Source organism: Leucobacter tenebrionis, from assembly GCF_019884725.1.
Lineage (GTDB): Bacteria > Actinomycetota > Actinomycetes > Actinomycetales > Microbacteriaceae > Leucobacter > Leucobacter tenebrionis.
The window spans coordinates 308924-327120 of the sequence record NZ_CP082322.1 but is presented as its reverse complement, the minus strand read 5'-3'; the positions used below and the strand labels follow the sequence as shown (position 1 = coordinate 327120).

Genomic DNA, 18197 nt, shown 5'->3' with positions numbered 1-18197 from the left:
AACCGGCGGCTCGGGGGAGCGGGCGGCTTCGGGGGGAGCGGGCGGTGGCAGTTCGGGATCGGGTGGCGGGGCGGTTTCGGGAGCCGACCGGCCTGCTATTGTTGAAGGAAATGAGTTCCTTTAAGTCCGTCCTGTGAGGCGGGAAAGGAGTACCGGGACTGTGCGTACCCTCTTATACGCCGACGACATCTCGCGGGCGCTGACTCGCATCTCGCACGAGATCATCGAGGCGAACAAGGGAACCGGCGACCTGATGCTCGTCGGCATTCCCCGCCGCGGCAGCCTGCTGGCCCATCGCATCGCCGCGATCATCTCGCGCATCGAGGGAGTCGACGTGCCGGTCGGGAGCCTCGACGTCACGATGTACCGCGACGATCTCTCGCGACAGCCGGCCCGCGCGCCGCAGCCGACCGAGATGCCGGTGGCCGGCATCGACGGCGTCACGGTCGTGCTCGTCGACGACGTGCTCTACTCGGGCCGCACCGTGCGCGCCGCCCTCGACGCGCTGAACGACCACGGCCGCCCGCGCGCGGTGCGTCTCGCCGCGCTCATCGATCGCGGGCACCGCGAACTGCCGATCCGCGCCGACTACATCGGCAAGAACCTGCCCAGCTCCAAGCACGAGCGCATCTCGCTGCGGCTCGAGGAGCTCGACGGCATCGACGAGGTCGCGATCGGCGGCATCGATGAGGGGGCTCGCTCATGAGGCATCTGCTCGATACGCGCACGCTGAGCCGTGACGACGCGATCCTCATCCTCGACACCGCCGAGGAGATGGACGCCGCCCAGCAGCGCGAGGTGAAGAAGCTGCCGGCGCTGCGGGGCAAGACCGTGGTCAACCTCTTCTACGAGGACTCGACCCGCACCCGGATCTCGTTCGAGGCGGCGGCGAAGCGCCTGAGCGCCGACGTGATCAACTTCAGCGCCAAGGGTTCGTCGGTGAGCAAGGGCGAGTCGCTGAAGGACACGGCGCAGACCCTGCAGGCGATCGGCGCCGACGGCGTGGTGATCCGGCACCCCGCATCGGGCGCCCCGGACCGCCTGGCCCGCAGCGGCTGGATCGACGCCGGCGTGCTCAACGCGGGCGACGGCACCCACGAGCACCCCACGCAGGCCCTGCTCGACGCGTTCACCATGCGCCGGCGCCTCTTCGGCGACGCGAGCCGGGGCCGCGACCTCGACGGCGTCTCCGTGGTCATCGTCGGAGACATCGCCCACTCGCGCGTCGCCCGTTCGAACCTGTGGCTGCTGAACGCGCTCGGCGCGCAGGTGAGCTTCGTCGCCCCCGAGACCCTGCTGCCCTACGGCGCACGGGAGTGGCCGGTGAAGCTGCACCACTCGCTCGACACGGCGCTGCGCGAGGAGCGGCCCGACGTGGTCATGCTGCTGCGCATCCAGACCGAGCGCATGCACGCCGCCTTCTTCCCGAACGAGCGCGAGTACGCGCGCAACTGGGGGCTCGACGACGCCCGCCTCGCAGGGCTCACGGAGCGTGCGATCGTGATGCACCCCGGCCCCATGAACCGCGGCCTCGAGATCTCGTCGCGCGCCGCTGATTCCGCTCGCTCGACCGTGCTCGAGCAGGTCGCGAACGGCGTCTCGGTGCGCATGGCGGCCCTGTACCTGTTGTTGAGCGGATCCGAACGGAGCACCCATGAGTAACCCCGACATCCTGATCCGCGGCGCTCGCCTCGCGGCCGATCTCACGGAGCGCGGCGGCGACCTCCTCGCTGCGGAGCCCGTGGACCTGCGGATCTCCGGCGGCCGCATCGTCGAGCGCGCGGTGCATGGCGGCCTCGCGCCGCACGACGGCGAGCGGATCATCGACGCCGACGGCCTCGTCGCGCTCACTGGCTTCGTCGACCTGCACACCCACCTGCGCGAGCCGGGGTTCGAGCAGTCGGAGACGGTCCTGACCGGAACGCGGGCGGCCGCGGCCGGCGGTTTCACGAGCGTCTTCGCGATGGCCAACACCATGCCGGTGCAGGACACCGCGGGCGTGGTCGAGCAGGTGCAGTCGCTCGGCGACGCCGCGGGGTACGCGACGGTGCGCCCCATCGGAGCGGTCACCGAGGATCTCGCGGGGGAGCGCCTCAGCGAGATCGGAGCCATGGCGCAGTCGCGCGCCGCCGTGCGCGTCTTCTCCGACGACGGCAAGTGCGTGCACGATCCGCTGCTCATGCGGCGCGCGCTCGAGTACGTCAAGACCTTCGACGGCGTCATCGCGCAGCACGCCCAGGATCCCCGCCTCACCGAGGGCGCGCAGATGAACGAGGGCTCGCTCTCGAGCGAGCTCGGCCTCAAGGGCTGGCCCGCCGTCGCCGAGGAGTCGATCATCGCCCGCGACGTGCTGCTCGCCGAGCACATCGGCGCGCGCCTCCACATCTGCCACCTCTCGACCGCGGGTTCGGTCGAGGTCGTGCGATGGGCGAAGGCCCGCGGCGTGCAGGTGACTGCGGAGGTCACCCCGCACCACCTCATCCTCACCGAGGAGCTCGTGCGCAGCTACGACGCGCGCTACAAGGTCAACCCGCCGCTGCGCCGCGAGGAGGACGTCCGCGCGCTGCGCCGCGCCGTGGCCGAGGGCGTCATCGACATCATCGCCACCGATCACGCGCCGCACCCCATCGAGGCGAAGGAGTGCGAGTGGGACGTCGCGGCTTTCGGAATGGTGGGGCTCGAATCGGCGTTGCCGATCGCGCTGCTCACGCTCGTGAACGAGGGGCACGCCAGCTGGGCCGAGATCGAGACGCTGCTCTCCCGGAAGCCGGCGGAGATCGGCCGCCTCGAGGGGCACCCGGCGGCGCTCGCCGAGGGTGAGAACGCCGACCTCGTGCTCGTCGACCCGAGCGGCGCGAGCGAGTTCGACCTGTCGAGCCTGCGCGGCCTCAGCGTGAACTCGCCGTACTTGGGCATGGAGCTGCCGGGCCGCGTCGCCTACACGGTGCGCCGCGGCTACCTGACGCTCGACGACGGCGAACTGGTCGACGCGCCGAGCGTCGCCGCTGCCGCGGATCAGGCTCGGGAGGGCGCCCGATGAGCGCCTACTCGCTCGCGCTGCTCTTCGGCGCCGTCGGCGTGCTCGTGCTCATCGCGATGTGGTTCGCCTGGCGCGCCCGCGGCGAGCGTGATGCCGCGGTGACCGCTTCGTCGCGGGAGCCGGGTGGAGAGGTCATCGAGCGCTTCCCGCGCGCGGCATACGTCTCGACGACCGCGGAGGAGGCTCCGCTCGAGCGGATCGCCCTGCCCGGCCTGCGTTACAAGGGCTACTCCGATCTCACCGTGCGCCGCGACGGCGTCACGATCGAGGTCACGGGCGAGCGACCCGTGCACATCGCAGCGGATCGCGTGCTCGGCGTCGGCACGACCGGGATGCGGATCGGCAAGGCCGTCGAGCAGGGCGGGCTCTCGCTGCTCGTCTGGCGGGCCGAGCGGGCGCGCGACGGCGAGACGCCCGGCGAGACCGCCGAGAGCGGCCGCGTCCTTGAATCCAGCTTCCGCTTCGCGGACCCCGCCGAGCAGCGGCGCTTCGCAGAGGCGATCTCCGCGCTCCGCGAGAGCGAAATCCAGCACCCGGCATGAGTGTCAGAGGTGCCCGAGACAATGAACAGACCGCACACGACCCAGGAGGACTCGTGACCACGAATTCGATCGAAACCGGAGTGACCGCTCCACCGGCCTCCGCACGGCCCGAGGGCGGCGCGGTGCTCGTGCTGGAGGACGGCACGCGCTACTCCGGACGCGCCTACGGCGCCACCGGCCGCACGCTCGGCGAGGTCGTCTTCTCGACCGGCATGACGGGCTACCAGGAGACGCTCACCGATCCCTCATACGCGGGCCAGATCGTGCTCATGACCGCCCCGCACATCGGCAACACCGGTGCGAACGACACCGATATGGAGTCTCGCAAGATCTGGGTGTCGGGCTTCGTGGTGCGCGACCCAGCACGCCGCGTCTCGAACTTCCGCGCCGAGCGCTCGCTCGACGAGGATCTGGTGAACGACGGCGTCGTGGGCGTCTCGGGCATCGATACCCGCGCCGTGACGCGGCACATCCGCTCCGCCGGAGCCATGCGTGCCGGCATCTTCTCCGGCTCCGACCTGAGCCTCTCCGACGCCGAGCAGCTCGCGCTCGTGCGCGAGCAGGCCGAGATGGCCGGGCGCAACCTGTCGGCCGAGGTGTCGACCGCCGAGCGCTACGACGTGCCCGCCGCGGACGGTGTGGAGCGCGTGGGCTCGATCGCGGTGCTCGACCTCGGCATCAAGCGCGCCACGGTGCAGTACCTCTCGGAGCACGGCTTCGACGTGATCGTGCTGCCCGCCTCGACCTCGCTCGACGAGGTGCGCGCCATCGCCCCCGACGCGCTGTTCTACTCGAACGGCCCGGGCGATCCCGCCGCCTCCGACGAGCAGGTCGTGCTGCTGCGCGAGCTGCTGCGCGACGGCGTGCCCTACTTCGGCATCTGCTTCGGCAACCAGCTGCTCGGCCGGGCGCTCGGCTTCGGCACCTACAAGCTGCCCTTCGGCCACCGCGGCATCAACCAGCCCGTGCTCGACAAGCGCACCGGCCGCGTCGAGATCACCGCCCAGAACCACGGCTTCGCCGTCGACGCGCCCATCGAGGGCGTGCTCGACGCACCCGAGGGCTTCGGCCGCGTGCAGGTGAGCCACTACAGCCTCAACGACCAGGTCGTCGAGGGGCTCGAGTGCCTCGACATCCCCGCGTTCTCGGTGCAGTACCACCCCGAGGCCGCGGCGGGCCCGCACGACGCGTTCTACCTCTTCGATCGATTCCGTCAGCTCGTCAAGGACCGCGCCTCGACTTCGACCAGCTCAGTCAGCGGCGCGGAGGAGACCCACTAATGCCCAAGCGTTCAGACATCAACTCCGTCCTCGTCATCGGCTCCGGCCCGATCGTGATCGGCCAGGCCTGCGAGTTCGACTACTCCGGCACCCAGGCCTGCCGCGTGCTGCGCGAGGAGGGCGTGCGGGTGATCCTCGTCAACTCGAACCCGGCGACGATCATGACCGACCCCGACTTCGCCGATGCGACCTACGTCGAGCCGATCACCCCCGAGGTGATCGAGTCGATCATCATCAAGGAGAAGCCCGACGCGATCCTGCCGACGCTCGGCGGCCAGACCGCGCTCAACGCCGCGATCTCACTGCACGAGCTCGGCATACTCGAGAAGCACGGCGTCGAACTGATCGGCGCGAAGGTCGACGCGATCCAGCGCGGCGAGGACCGCCAGATCTTCAAGGATCTGGTGATCGAGTCGGGCGCCGACGTGGCGCGCTCGCACATCGCACACACCCTCGAGGAGGCCAAGGAGTTCGCGAAGGATCTCGGCTACCCCCTCGTGGTGCGACCCTCCTTCACGATGGGCGGCCTCGGTTCCGGCTTCGCCTACACCGAGGAGGATCTGGTGCGGATCGCCGGCGACGGCCTGCACTACAGCCCCACCAGCGAGGTGCTGCTCGAGGAGTCGATCCTCGGCTGGAAGGAGTACGAGCTCGAGCTCATGCGCGACACGGCCGACAACACGGTCGTGGTCTGCTCGATCGAGAACGTCGACGCGGTGGGCGTGCACACCGGTGACTCCATCACCGTGGCCCCCGCCCTCACCCTCACCGACCGCGAGTTCCAGAAGCTGCGCGACATCGGCATCGACATCATCCGGCGCGTCGGCGTCGACACCGGCGGCTGCAACATCCAGTACGCGGTCGACCCCGCGACCGGGCGCGTCATCGTCATCGAGATGAACCCCCGCGTCTCCCGCTCCTCGGCCCTCGCGTCGAAGGCGACCGGCTTCCCGATCGCGAAGATCGCGGCCAAGCTCGCCCTCGGCTACCGGCTCGACGAGATCCCGAACGACATCACGCAGAAGACGCCCGCGAGCTTCGAGCCCACGATCGACTACGTCGTGGTGAAGGCGCCCCGCTTCGCGTTCGAGAAGTTCCCTGCCGCCGACGACACCCTCACCACGACCATGAAGTCGGTCGGCGAGGCGATGGCGATCGGCCGCAACTTCACGACGGCGCTGCAGAAGTCGCTGCGCTCGCTCGAGAAGCGCGGCACCTCCTTCCACTGGGGCGAGGAGACGCGCTCCGTCGAGGAGATCCTCGAGACCATCAAGCGCCCCACCGACGGCCGCATCGTCGATGTGCAGCAGGCGCTGCGCCTCGGCGCGACGATCGAGCAGGTCTTCGAGGCCACCTCGATCGACCCCTGGTTCCTCGACCAGATCGCGCTGATCAACGAGGTCGCGGAGGCCGTGAAGGCCGCACCGCAGCTCACGCTCGACGTGCTGCGCGAGGCCAAGGACCACGGCTTCAGCGACGCGCAGATCGCGGCCATCCGCGGGGTGAGCGAGAGCGAGATCCGCGGGCTCCGCCACGGCCTCGGCCTGCGTCCGGTCTACAAGACGGTCGACACCTGCGCGGGCGAGTTCCCGGCGCTCACGCCCTACCACTACTCGTCGTACGACCTCGAGACCGAGGTCGCGGCCTCCGACCGCAAGAAGGTCGTGATCCTCGGCTCCGGCCCCAACCGCATCGGTCAGGGCGTCGAGTTCGACTACTCGTGCGTGCACGCCTCCTTCGCGCTGAGTGAGGCCGGCTACGAGACGATCATGATCAACTGCAACCCCGAGACGGTCTCGACCGACTACGACACGAGCGACCGCCTCTACTTCGAGCCGCTCACCCTCGAGGACGTGCTCGAGGTCATCCACGCGGAGCAGGCGTCGGGAGAACTCCTGGGCGTCGTGGTGCAGCTCGGCGGCCAGACCGCGCTCGGTCTCGCGCAGCCGCTCAAGGACGCCGGGATCCCGATCCTCGGCACCACTCCCGAGGCCATCGACCTCGCCGAGGAGCGCGGCGCGTTCTCCGGCATCCTCGAGCGGGCCGGCCTGCTCGCCCCGCGCAACGGCACCGCGATCGACGAGGAGGGCGCCATCCGCGTCGCCGAGGAGATCGGCTACCCCGTGCTCGTCCGTCCCTCCTTCGTGCTCGGCGGGCGCGGCATGGAGATCGTCTACGACACGGCCTCCCTGCGCGGCTACTTCGAGCGCATCGAGGGCCACGCCCTCGTCGGCCCCGGCCACCCCCTGCTCGTCGACCGCTTCCTCGACGATGCGATCGAGATCGACGTCGACGCCCTCTACGACGGCGAGCAGCTGTACGTGGGCGGCGTGATGGAGCACATCGAGGAGGCGGGTGTGCACTCGGGCGACTCCAGCTGCACGCTGCCGCCCGTCACGCTCGGTCACGACCAGATCGCCCGGGTGCGCGAGGCCACGCTCGGCATCGCCGAGGGCATCGGCGTGCGGGGCCTGCTCAACGTGCAGTTCGCGATCGGGCAGGGCGTGCTCTACGTGCTCGAGGCGAACCCGCGCGCCTCGCGCACGGTGCCGTTCGTGTCGAAGGCGCTCGGCATCCCGCTCGCGAAGGCCGCCTCGCGCATCATGGCCGGGGAGACGATCCAGCAGCTGATCGACTCCGGCTTCCTGCCCGAGCGCGACGGCTCGCGCGCACCCATCGACGCGCCGATCGCCGTCAAGGAGGCGGTGCTGCCGTTCAAGCGCTTCCGCACGAACGACGGCCTCGTCGTCGACTCGCTGCTCGGCCCCGAGATGCGCTCGACGGGCGAGGTCATGGGCATGGACCGCGACTTCCCGACCGCGTTCGCGAAGAGCCAGTCGGCGGCGGGGAGCGAGCTGCCGACCTCGGGCACCGTGTTCCTGTCGGTGGCGGATCGCGACAAGCGCTCCGTGGTGCTGCCCGCGCTGCGGCTGCAGGAGCTGGGCTACCGGATCCTCGCCACCCAGGGCACGCAGGTCGTGCTCGCCCGCAACGGCATCTCCTCCGAGGTGGCGCGCAAGCACAGCGCCCACGCGGAGGGCGACACCATCGTCGACCTCATCAACCGCGGCGAGATCGACATGATCATCAACACGCCGTCCGGCAGCTCGGCGCGCGCCGACGGCTACGAGATCCGCGCCGCGGCCGTCGCCGCCGACAAGCCCATCTTCACGACCGTGTCGGAGCTCTCGGCCGCGGTCGGTGCGATCTCCGCCCAGAAGGTCGGCTTCGACGTGAAGTCGCTGCAGGAGTACCAGGCGGACCGCGATGCCGCCCTCGCCGAGGCGGCATCGGCGCGATGAGCGGCGTCTCCTTCGGTGCCAGGCTCGCGGCGGAGTTCGCCGCGGGCCGGCACCTGTGCGCCGGCATCGACCCCCACGCGCCGCTGCTCGCGGACTGGGGGCTCGCCGACGACGCGGCGGGCGCCGAGCGGATGGGCCGGGAGGTCGTCGCGGCGGCCGCCGGTGTCGCGGCCTGCGTGAAACCGCAGATCGCGTTCTTCGAGCGGTTCGGCGCCGCGGGGTACGCGGCACTCGAGCGGGTGCTCGCCGACGCGCGCGAGGCCGGGCTGCTCGTGGTGGCAGATGTGAAGCGGGGCGACATCGGGTCGAGCTTCGGCGCGTACGCCGATGCCTGGCTCTCGCCCGGGTCCCCGCTCGAGGCCGATGCGATGACCGCTGCCGCGTATCAGGGCTTCGACAGCCTCTCGGGGGCGCTCGCCCACGTGCGCGAGCACGGCAAGGGGCTTTTCGTGCTCGCCGCCACCTCGAACCCCGAGGCGCGCGAGGTGCAGCGTGCGGTGCGCGAAGACGGCCGCACGGTGGCCAGCGCGATGGTGGACGACGCGCAGACGTTCAATACCGAGTTCTCGTCGGATGGGGTGGGTTCCGTGGGCGTCGTGCTGGGCGCGACGCTCGACCTCGCCGATTTCGGCATCGACACCGCGCGGCCCGCGGCCGCACCCGCACTGCCCGTGCTCGCGCCCGGCTTCGGCCACCAGGGGGCGCGCATCGAGCAGGCCGCCGAGATCTTCGGCGGCATCGGCCACGCTCTCCTCGCGAACGAGTCGCGCAGCATCCTCGCGGGCGGAGCCGACGGCCTCCACGGACGCGTGCGTCAGCGCGCAGAAGCGATCGCCTCTGCGCTCGCGGGTTCGCACGGTTAGGCTTGTCCGGGGGAGAGGAAGCAGAATCATGAGCACGAACGGGAACTCGCAGGGGCGCACCATGCCCGAGGTCGACCGAGTGGCCGCCAACCGCGCCGCTATCGCGGCTCGAAGAGCGCGCGCCGATCTCAAGCGCAGACTCCGCAGCGGAGAGGTCTCCCCGCTGCGCGTGCTCGAGCAGTCCCGAGCCCCCGGCAGCACCGAGGCTTCGCTGCGGATCACCGACTTCCTGCTCTCGTTCCCCGCCATCGGCGCGGTGAAGGCCGATCGCGTGCGCGAGGATCTCGGGATCTCGGAGCGCAAGCGCCTCGGCGGCCTCGGAGCGCTGCAGCGCGAGCGCCTCGAGCGCTTCGTACGCGAACGCACGGGCGTCTCGTCTGAACGTCCGCCGCTCACGGTGCTCGCCGGTCCGACTGCGGTCGGCAAGGGCACGGTCGCCACCTACATTCGCGAGCACTACCCGGAGGTGCGGCTCTCGGTCTCCGCGACGACCCGCCCCCCGCGCCCCGGCGAGGAGCACGGCAGGCACTACTTCTTCGTCGACGACGAGGGCTTCGACCGGATGCTCGCCTCCGATGAGCTGCTCGAGTGGGCGACCGTCCACAACAAGCACCGCTACGGCACCCCGCGCGGGCCGGTGCTCGAGGCAGCCGAGCGCGGCGAGCTCATGCTGCTCGAGATCGACCTGCAGGGGGCTCGCCAGGTGCGTGCCAGCATGCCCGAGGCGCGACTGGTCTTCCTCGCGCCGCCGAGCTGGGAGGAGCTCGTGGATCGCCTCGTAGGAAGGGGCACGGAGAACGCGGAGGAGCGCGCCCGCCGTCTCGAGACCGCGAAGGTGGAACTGGCCGCCGCTGAGGAGTTCGACGAGATCATCGTGAACGATGAGGTGGCGCGGGCCGCAGCGAGGCTCGTCGAACTGATGCGCGGCGAGGCGTAGTGCAGCTGCTCGAAGCGATCGACGAGGTCGCCTCACTCGATCCCAAGCAGTTCTTCGGCATCCCGCTCGCGCTGATCGGCGCGGCGCTGCTCGCCTTCGGTGCGCAGTACCAGTCGCGCGGCCTCAACAAGGTCGAGCGCATCGTCGGCGCGAGCGCCGGCTCGGGGCTGTCGCTGCGCCACGTGCTCGGGCTGCTCAGGCGCCCGTCCTGGGTCACGGGCACCCTGCTGCTCGGGCTCGCCGTCGCCTTCCAGATCGGCTCGCTCGCGCTCTCTCCGATCATCATCGTGCAGCCGATCGGCGTGGTGGGCCTCGTCATCACCTCGATCCTCAACTCCCGGTTGAGCGGTGTGCGCCTCGACCGGCGCGTACGGTTCTCGATCACCCTCGCGGTGCTCGGGATCGTCGTGTTCGTGACCATCGCCGCCTTCACCGCGACCGACCGACCGGTCACCGACGCGAAGCTCACCATCATCCTCATCACCTTCGCCGTCGTACTCGCGTTGGCGCTGCTCGCCTTCATGCTGCTGCGCCATCACCGGGTCGCGCTGCTCTTCATCGTCGGGGCAGGGGTGCTCTACGGCTTCGTCGCGACATTCGCGAAAGCCGTGATCGGGCGATTGCAGCAGGGGGAGTTCGAGACCCTCACCTGGCTGTGCGTCGCGGCGCTCGTCGTCGGTGCGCTCCTCGGCATGGTGTTCGTGCAGAACGCCTACTCCTCGGGCCCTCCCGATCTCGTCGTCGCGGGACTCACGGTGATCGACCCGATCGTGGCCGTGCTCATCGGCATCATCGTGCTGCACGAGGCCGCGAACGCCCCCGTGTGGGCGTCGCTGGTCTTCGTCGGCTCGGGCGCGATGGCCGTGGTGGGTGTGATCGGTCTCGCCAAGTTCCACCCGCAATCCGGGCATTCCGCGCTCGACGGGGCCCCGCAGGGTGCCGCGGGCACCGAGGGCGCGCGCGCAGGGGGTGCCGAAGGCACCGACGCCGAGAGCACCGGCACCCGCTAGGAAACCCGCGCCCGCACCGGACTCCGCGCCGTGAAAGCCCCCAGTCGACACCGCGAGGATGCTTGGGCGATTCCTAATACTTGACAAAATTAGGTTCGCCTAACCATCATGTGATGTGGCGCGGGCAGACTGCGCCTCGGGCGCTCGCCCGATCGTCATCCGGAAGGAAACGCTCTTGCGCGTCTCACGACTCCTCAGCGGCGCAGCCGCGATCTCGCTCACCGCCGCACTCGCCGCATGCTCCTCGGGAGGGGCCGAGCAAGGCGGGAGCCCGTCCTCGAGCGAGGGGTTCCCGATCGAGATCGAGCACGTCTACGGCACCACCACCATCACGGAGAAGCCCGAGCGCGTCGCGACGGTCGCCTGGGCGAATCACGAGGTGCCCCTCGCGCTCGGAGTGGTACCGGTGGGCATGAGCAAGGCGACCTGGGGCGATGACGACGGTGACGGCGTGCTGCCCTGGGTGGAGGACAAGCTCGAGGAGCTCGACGCCGAGACGCCCGTGCTCTTCGATGAGACGGACGGCATCGACTTCGAGGCGGTCGCCGACACCGAGCCCGATGTGATCCTCGCGGCGTACTCCGGCCTCACGGAGGAGGAGTACGACACGCTCTCGAAGATCGCGCCCGTGGTCGCCTACCCCGACACGCCGTGGGGCACCTCGCTCGACGACATGATCGAGCTCGACTCGACCGCCATGGGGATGCAGCAGGAGGGCGAGGCCCTCATCGAGGACCTCCACTCGCAGGTCGATGCCTCGCTCGCCGCCCACCCCGAGCTCGACGGCAAGAAGGTGCTCTTCGCCTACCTCAACCCCTCCGATCTCTCCAAGATCGGCTTCTACACGGTGCACGACACCCGCCCGGGCTTCCTTGCCGATCTCGGGCTCCCGCAGCCGGAGATCGTCGAGGAGGAGAGCGCGAAGACCGACGAGTTCTACGTCGAGCTGAGCTCGGACGTCGCGGATCGCTTCGCCGACGTGGACGTGTTCGTCACCTACGGCGATGCCGAGGGCGAGTTCGTGAAGCAGCTGCAGGCGGATCCGCTGCTCTCGAAGATCCCGGCGATCGAGGAGGGCCGGATCGCGATCCTCGAGGACGCCACACCGCTCGCGGCGTCGGCCAACCCCTCGCCGCTCTCGATCGGCTGGGGCATCGACGACTACTTCTCGCTGCTCGCCGACGCGGCAGCGGGGCAGCGCGCGGAGTGAGCCCGACGACGGCCACTCGCACCGCGGCCCCGACCGCACCGGCGCTCGTCGGGATCCTGCGCCGGGGCGCGGCCCGGCGCGGAGCGTGGATGCTGCTGCTCGTCGCGCTCGTGGTGCTGCTCGGGGCCGCCTCGGTCGCGATCGGCGCCCGCGACGTCAGCGCGGGCGACATCCTGGGAGCGCTGCAGGGATCATCGGACACTGTCGGTGAGAGCGCAGTGCTGAAGCGGCTGCCGCGCACCGTGCTCGCGGCGCTCGTGGGTGCGGCCCTCGCCGTCGCGGGCACCGCGATGCAGGCCGTGACCCGCAACCCGCTCGCCGAGCCCGGCATCATGGGCGTGTCGAGCGGGGCCGCGCTGGCGGTGGTGGCGAGCATCAGCTTTCTCGGAATGCACCGACCGTTCGCCCTGATGGGCGTGGCCATCGGGGGCGCGACGCTCGCCGCGCTCTTCGTGTACACCGTCGGCTCCCTCGGCAGCGGCGGCGCTACGCCCTACAAGCTCGCGCTCGCGGGCGCCGCGAGCGCCGCGGCCTTCATCTCCCTCACGAACGCGATCATGCTGCCCCGCGTCGACCTGCTGCGCACGTTCCAGTTCTGGCGCGTCGGCAGCGTCGGCGGTGCGAGCTGGGAGAGCATCGCGGTGGCACTGCCCTTCTTCGCGGTCGGAGCGCTCATCTGCGCGTGGACGGCGCGAGGAATGAACTCCCTCGCGCTCGGCGACGCCCTCGCGACCGGCCTCGGCGAGCACGTGCTGCGGACCCGCGCGCTCGCGGCGTGCGGCGCGGTGGTGCTCTGCGGAGCCGCGACCGCCGTGGCCGGCCCGATCGGCTTCGTCGGCCTGCTCGTGCCGCACCTGTGCCGCAGCGTCATGGGCCCGGATCACCGCTGGCTGATCCCGTGCTCGGCGCTCGCGGGCGCGGCGCTGCTGCTCGCGGCCGATGTCATCGGCCGGGTGCTCGCGCGCCCCGAGGAGCTCGAGGTCGGTGTGGTCACCGCATTCCTCGGTGCCCCGTTCCTCATCTGGATCGTCCGTCGCCAGCGGGTGAGGGAGCTGTGAGCACCGCACTGATCGCTGAGGGTCGGCGCCGCCGGTCCCGCCGCCGCTGGGCGGCCGCGGCCGCGCTGGCCGGGTCGGTGCTCATCGCGTTCGCCGTGATGCTCATGGTGGGCCGCACCTTCTACGGTCTCGACGAGGTGATCCCCGCGGTGCTCGGAGATCCCGTGCCCGGAGCCGCCTTCACGGTGGGCGAGCTGCGCCTGCCGCGCGCGACGCTCGCCGTGCTCACGGGCTTCGCGTTCGGGATCGCGGGGGCTACCTTCCAGACGATGCTCGGCAACCCGCTCGCGTCGCCCGACATCCTCGGCATCAGCTCCGGCGCCGGCGCGGCCGCGGTGTTCGGGATCGTCGTGCTCGGCCTGAACGAATCGGCGACCTCGGTCTTCGCGCTCGCCGGCGCGATGGCGACCGCCGCCGCGATCTTCCTGCTCTCGAACCGCGGCGGCTTCGCGGGAACGCGGTTCATCCTGATCGGGATCGGCCTCGCCTCGATGCTGCAGAGCATCACCTCGTACATGCTCGCCCGGGCGGCCGAGTGGGATATCCAGCGCGCCATGCAGTGGCTCACCGGCAGTCTGACGGGCGCGGGTTGGGAGCAGCTGCTGCCGCTCGCGATCGCGAGCGGCGTGCTGGTGCCGGTGCTGCTCGTCGGCAGCCGTTCGCTCGAGCTGCTGAGATTCGGTTCGGACGCGGCGACGGCGCTGGGCGTCTCCGTGGGACGCACCCGGCTGGTGCTGATCGTGGCCGCAGTGGCCCTGCTCGCCTTCGCGACGGCGGCAAGCGGCCCCGTGATGTTCGTCGCGTTCATGGCCGGGCCGATCGCCGCGCGACTCGCCGGGCCGGGATCCTCGATCCTCCTGCCCGCCGGCCTCACCGGCGCACTGCTCGTGCTGCTCGCCGACCTGGTCGGCCAGAACCTGCTCGGCGAGCGCTACCCCGTCGGGGTCGTCACGGGCGTGCTGGGTGCGCCCTACCTGATCCTCCTCCTCATCCGCATGAATCGCACAGGACACGCCTCATGACCGCTTCCCCCCACCAGCTCACGGCCGAGCGCCTGAGCGTCGCATACGGCGACCGCAGAGTCCTCGACGGTCTCGATCTGGCGTTCGAGCCCGGCAGCATCACCGCGATCGTCGGGCCGAACGGCTGCGGCAAGTCGACGCTGCTGCGCAGCTGCGCGCGCCTTCTCAAGCCGCTCGAGGGCGCGGTGCTGCTCGACGGCAGCGCCGTCCACGCGCGGTCGACGAGGGAACTCGCGCGCGTGCTGGGGCTCCTGCCGCAGAACCCCATCGCCCCGGAGGGGATCACGGTCGCCGACCTCGTCGGTCGGGGCCGGCACCCGCATCAGCACGCGATGGCCCGCTGGAGCGCCCGCGACTACGAGGTGGTCGCAGAGTCGCTCGAGGCCACCGGCACGAGCGAGCTCGCCGATCGCGCGGTCGACGAGCTCTCGGGCGGGCAGCGGCAGCGGGTGTGGATCGCGATGGCGCTGGCGCAGGAGACCGAGGTGCTGCTGCTCGACGAGCCGACCACCTATCTCGACGTCACCCATCAGCTCGAGGTGCTCGACCTCGTCCGCGACCTGGGCCGTGAGCGCGGCACCACCGTCGTGATGGTGCTCCACGACCTCAACCTCGCCGCGCGCTACGCGGACGTGCTCGTCGCCATGCGCGACGGAGGCGTTCGTGCCGTCGGACCCCCGGCCCAGGTGCTCGATCCGCCGGTCGTGCGCGACGTCTTCGCGCTCGACTGCCAGGTGATCGCGGATCCCGTCAGCGGCACCCCACTCGTCATCCCGATCGGAAGGCATCATGTCGACAACGCAGTGTGAGCAGCAGACCGAGCAGACACCCTTCACGGTAGTGCGTGCACGGGTCGAGGAGGTGGTGCGGATCTCGCCGAGCTTCATCCGGGTGACGTTCGCGGGCGACGAGCTGCGCGGCGCGGGCAATCCGCATCGCACGCTCGACCAGCGCATCAAACTGATCTTCCCTCCCGCCTCGGGGCAGCTCCCTCGCCTCGCCGACGATGCCGACTGGTACGCGGCGTGGCTCGCCGTGCCCGAGGAGTCCCGCGGTTCGATGCGGACCTACTCGATCCGGGACCTGCGCGTCGGCGATGACGGCGAGACGCGGCTCGTGGTCGACTTCGTGCTGCACCTCGAGCCCGGCGCGACGGGGCCGGCCTCGCTCTGGGCGAGCGCCGCGCGCGTCGGCGACGAGCTGCTCGTCGTCGCGCCCCGTCGGGGCCGTCTCGACGGCGGCGGGATCGAGTTCGCGCCCGGGGACGCGGCCAGCATGCTGCTCGCGGGCGACGAGACCGCGGCTCCGGCGATCGCGAGGATCCTCGAGGAGCTCCCCTCCGACGCGCGCGGCATCGCCTTCATCGAGGTGCCCCTGCGCGAGGATCGGCTCGCGATCGACGCACCCTCGGGCTTCGAGGTGCGGTGGCTGCCGCGGGGAGGCGCCCTGCACGGCGCCTCGCTGATCCCCGAGGTGCTCGCGCACCTGGGAGAGCACGGCCGGGGCGCGATCCGGCCGGACGACCGCGGAGGGGACGCCGGGCCGGTCACGGCGGAGATCGGCGTGGAGCAGCTGCTCTGGGAGACCCCGCAGTACTCGGGCTCCGGCGAGGCGATCGAGGCCGGGCCCGACCACCACGAGCGCTACTACTGGATCGCGGGGGAGAGCGGCGTGGTGACGACTCTGCGGCGCCACCTCGTGCGCGAGCTCGGGATCGCCCGCTCCCAGGTCGCGTTCATGGGCTACTGGCGCCGCGGCGTCGCGATGAAGGGCTGAGCCCCGCGTCCCGGACGGAACGCGGACACCGTCCCCTCGCCCGGGATCCAGAAGCGCCAGGGAAAGGCATCGCCGCCGGCCTCGCCGGCCACCCCCACGCGCGGCCCGCTCGCGATCTCATCGGGCTCAGCAGGTGGTGCCTCGAGCGCGAACGGCGCGGCGAAGAGGTCGAGCCCGTCGTGCGTCTCGCGAGCGATCCCGAGCGCCGCCGCGACGTTCCCCGGGCCTCGTGCCAGCATGCGCTCGGGCACCGGGGCCCCGCCTCGTTTCGCAGCGCGTCGCCGCTGCGCGATCGCGTGACCCGCTACGACCTCGCCGGCCCGGATCAGCACCCCGGAAGCGGTGCCCTCGGGCGAGCACACGAGGTTCAGCGCGAAGTGCATGCCGTAGCTGAAGTAGACGTAGGCGTGGCCCGGCGGCCCGAACATCGATGCGTTGCGCGCGGTGCGGCGATCCTTCGAGTGCGAACCGGGGTCGTACGGCCCGGGGGTGCCGACGCCGTGGTAGGCCTCGACCTCGGTCACGCGGATCGTCACCGTGCCGATCCCGCCCGTACCGTCATCGCCGGTCACGCTCAGCGCGGCGCCGAGCAGCCGCGGGGCGACCTCGAGGGCGGGGGAGAGGAAGAGCTCACGATCCATCCCTCCATCTTCTCGCAGGCGTCGTACCGTACCCTGGAGGCAGCGCCCCGGCACGCGCGAGGGGGCCGCCGAGGAGGTCGATCGTGAGTCAGCAACCCGTCGTCTACACCGCGGGCAACCCCCGCCTCCCGTGGTGGCCGCTGCTCCTGGCCGGAGCGCTCATCGCCGCCATCGGTGTCGGCTTCCTGGTGTGGCCCTTCTTCGCGGCGAGCTGGCTGCTAGTGGTGCTCTTCGGATCCGCGCTCATCGCGAACGGACTCGCGCTGCTCACGCGCGCCGGCGGCTCATCCGCGGCCCTCGTCGGCGGGATCGTGCTCATCGGAGCGGGCGTGCTCGCGATCGTCTTCTCCGATTTCACGGTCAACGCGATCGTGGCGTTCGTGGGCGTCGGCCTCGTGGTCTTCGGAGTGCTGTGGATCGCGATCGGCGCCAGATTCGCCGGCCGCAGCCCGGCCCTGCTCGTGCCGGGAGTGCTCGTGCTCGTCGGCGGGATCGTCGCCCTCGCCTGGCCGGGGCTCGCCCTCGCCGTCGTGGCCGTGATCGGAGGGATCTGCCTCGTACTGCTGGGCTCGCTCATCATCTGGACCGCGAACCGGCTGCGCCGCACCCGGCCCTCTGCGACCACCATCGTCATGTGAGGAGCACGGCGAATGCCGCGCGCCCGACTCCGGAACCGGCGGTGAGGCCCGATATAGTTGACGCTGTTCACCCCCGATCACGAGGTCGCCACATGCCAAGCACCACCCGCGGTTCGCAGAAAGCGCGCGATACGCTCGACTTCCTGCGCGGCAGGATATCGAGCGGGGAGTGGCCCGTCGGCGATCTGATCCCGAAGGAGCCCGAGCTCGTCGAGCTCATCGGGGTGGGCCGCTCCACCGTGCGCGAGGCCGTGCGATCCCTCGCGGCATTCGGCATGCTCGAGACTGTTCCCGGCGTCGGCACCTTCGTGCGATCCCGCACCCCCGTCAGCTCGATCCTCTCGGAGTTCCTCGCCGATCACGACCTCGAGGAGGTGCTCGTCTACCGGCGATCGCTCGAGATCGAGGCGGCGCAGCACGCGGCCGTGCACCGCACCGAGGAGCAGCTCGCAGAACTGCGCGCCGCGCACCAGCGCGTGCACGAGGCGATCGCCGACGACGCCGCCCCTGACTCGCTCGACACCTGCAATCGCAGCACGGCGCCCGATTCCTTTCACCGTCTCGTGGTCGAGGCCAGCGGCAGCAAACTCCTGCTCGACCTGTACCTCGGCGTAATGTCGGTGCTGGAGGGCGCGAGCACCGAGGGCCGCGTGATCCTCGGCACCACGCTCGAGACGATGCATCGCGACCACGGTGCCGTACTCGACGCGATCGCCGCTCGGGATGTGCGCGACGCGGCGCACTCCATGGCGCTGCACGTCGACCGCGACCTGGGGCTGCGCACCGACATGCTCGACTTCAACGGGCAGACGGAGCGCGCCACCTCACTGATCGACGCCGGCTACGACCCCGATCAGCTCGAGGCGTGACGCACCGCG

The 18197-nt window shown here is 70.9% G+C and carries 17 protein-coding genes; 16 read left to right on the top strand and 1 reads right to left on the bottom strand.

Features of this window, described 5'->3' with window-relative positions; translation table 11 throughout:
* The first annotated feature begins 133 nt into the window (after positions 1–133).
* The 14 genes from pyrR (at position 134) to KVY00_RS01465 (ending at position 16040) form a co-directional block, all read left to right on the top strand.
* Complete coding sequence (gene pyrR, locus KVY00_RS01530; RefSeq protein ID WP_305069213.1) at positions 134–706, top strand: bifunctional pyr operon transcriptional regulator/uracil phosphoribosyltransferase PyrR; 573 nt, start codon at positions 134–136, stop codon at positions 704–706.
* A complete protein-coding gene (locus tag KVY00_RS01525) occupies positions 703–1662 on the top strand; it encodes an aspartate carbamoyltransferase catalytic subunit (protein ID WP_223044000.1) in 960 nt (319 codons plus the stop codon). Before pyrR ends, KVY00_RS01525 begins: the two co-directional genes overlap by 4 nt.
* Complete coding sequence (locus tag KVY00_RS01520) at positions 1655–3040, top strand: dihydroorotase (RefSeq protein ID WP_223043999.1); 1386 nt, start codon at positions 1655–1657, stop codon at positions 3038–3040. Before KVY00_RS01525 ends, KVY00_RS01520 begins: the two co-directional genes overlap by 8 nt.
* Positions 3037–3582, top strand: coding sequence for a PH-like domain-containing protein (locus tag KVY00_RS01515; protein WP_223043998.1), 546 nt, complete (start codon positions 3037–3039; stop codon positions 3580–3582). The genes KVY00_RS01520 and KVY00_RS01515 overlap by 4 nt, the downstream gene beginning before the upstream one ends.
* Positions 3583–3662: 80 nt before the next feature.
* The gene (carA, locus tag KVY00_RS01510; RefSeq protein WP_394358277.1) at positions 3663–4862 is read left to right on the top strand and encodes a glutamine-hydrolyzing carbamoyl-phosphate synthase small subunit; all 1200 of its coding nucleotides are present in this window, start codon (positions 3663–3665) and stop codon (positions 4860–4862) included.
* Positions 4862–8164 carry a carbamoyl-phosphate synthase large subunit gene (gene carB, locus KVY00_RS01505; protein WP_223043997.1) on the top strand — a complete coding sequence of 1101 codons (3303 nt, stop codon included), beginning with the start codon at positions 4862–4864 and terminating at the stop codon, positions 8162–8164. Before carA ends, carB begins: the two co-directional genes overlap by 1 nt.
* On the top strand, positions 8161–9027 hold the full coding sequence (gene pyrF / locus KVY00_RS01500) for an orotidine-5'-phosphate decarboxylase (RefSeq protein ID WP_223043996.1): 867 nt from the start codon (positions 8161–8163) through the stop codon (positions 9025–9027). Before carB ends, pyrF begins: the two co-directional genes overlap by 4 nt.
* A 28-nt stretch (positions 9028–9055) precedes the next feature.
* Entirely contained in the window at positions 9056–9964 is a 909-nt protein-coding gene (gene gmk, locus KVY00_RS01495) for a guanylate kinase (protein ID WP_223043995.1), read from the top strand.
* Entirely contained in the window at positions 9964–10974 is a 1011-nt protein-coding gene (locus tag KVY00_RS01490; protein WP_223043994.1) for a DMT family transporter, read from the top strand. The genes gmk and KVY00_RS01490 overlap by 1 nt, the downstream gene beginning before the upstream one ends.
* A 175-nt stretch (positions 10975–11149) precedes the next feature.
* On the top strand, positions 11150–12184 hold the full coding sequence (locus tag KVY00_RS01485) for an iron-siderophore ABC transporter substrate-binding protein (protein WP_223043993.1): 1035 nt from the start codon (positions 11150–11152) through the stop codon (positions 12182–12184).
* The gene (locus KVY00_RS01480; protein ID WP_394358258.1) at positions 12181–13242 is read left to right on the top strand and encodes a FecCD family ABC transporter permease; all 1062 of its coding nucleotides are present in this window, start codon (positions 12181–12183) and stop codon (positions 13240–13242) included. The genes KVY00_RS01485 and KVY00_RS01480 overlap by 4 nt, the downstream gene beginning before the upstream one ends.
* Positions 13239–14264 carry a FecCD family ABC transporter permease gene (locus KVY00_RS01475; protein WP_255572706.1) on the top strand — a complete coding sequence of 342 codons (1026 nt, stop codon included), beginning with the start codon at positions 13239–13241 and terminating at the stop codon, positions 14262–14264. Before KVY00_RS01480 ends, KVY00_RS01475 begins: the two co-directional genes overlap by 4 nt.
* Positions 14261–15073: an ABC transporter ATP-binding protein gene (locus KVY00_RS01470; RefSeq protein ID WP_223043992.1), complete on the top strand. Its 813-nt coding sequence runs from the start codon at positions 14261–14263 to the stop codon at positions 15071–15073. Before KVY00_RS01475 ends, KVY00_RS01470 begins: the two co-directional genes overlap by 4 nt.
* Entirely contained in the window at positions 15054–16040 is a 987-nt protein-coding gene (locus KVY00_RS01465; RefSeq protein WP_223043991.1) for a siderophore-interacting protein, read from the top strand. Before KVY00_RS01470 ends, KVY00_RS01465 begins: the two co-directional genes overlap by 20 nt.
* Here the strand turns inward: KVY00_RS01465 and KVY00_RS01460 are convergent.
* A complete protein-coding gene (locus KVY00_RS01460) occupies positions 16007–16681 on the bottom strand; it encodes a DNA-3-methyladenine glycosylase (protein WP_223043990.1) in 675 nt (224 codons plus the stop codon). The genes KVY00_RS01465 and KVY00_RS01460 overlap by 34 nt on opposite strands.
* 83 nt (positions 16682–16764) lie before the next feature.
* Here KVY00_RS01460 and KVY00_RS01455 point away from each other — a divergent pair, with 83 nt between their 5' ends.
* Entirely contained in the window at positions 16765–17319 is a 555-nt protein-coding gene (locus KVY00_RS01455) for a DUF308 domain-containing protein (protein ID WP_223043989.1), read from the top strand.
* A gap of 92 nt (positions 17320–17411) precedes the next feature.
* Positions 17412–18188, top strand: a complete 777-nt coding sequence (locus tag KVY00_RS01450; RefSeq protein WP_223043988.1) for a FadR/GntR family transcriptional regulator — start codon at positions 17412–17414, stop codon at positions 18186–18188.
* Positions 18189–18197: the final 9 nt, after the last annotated feature.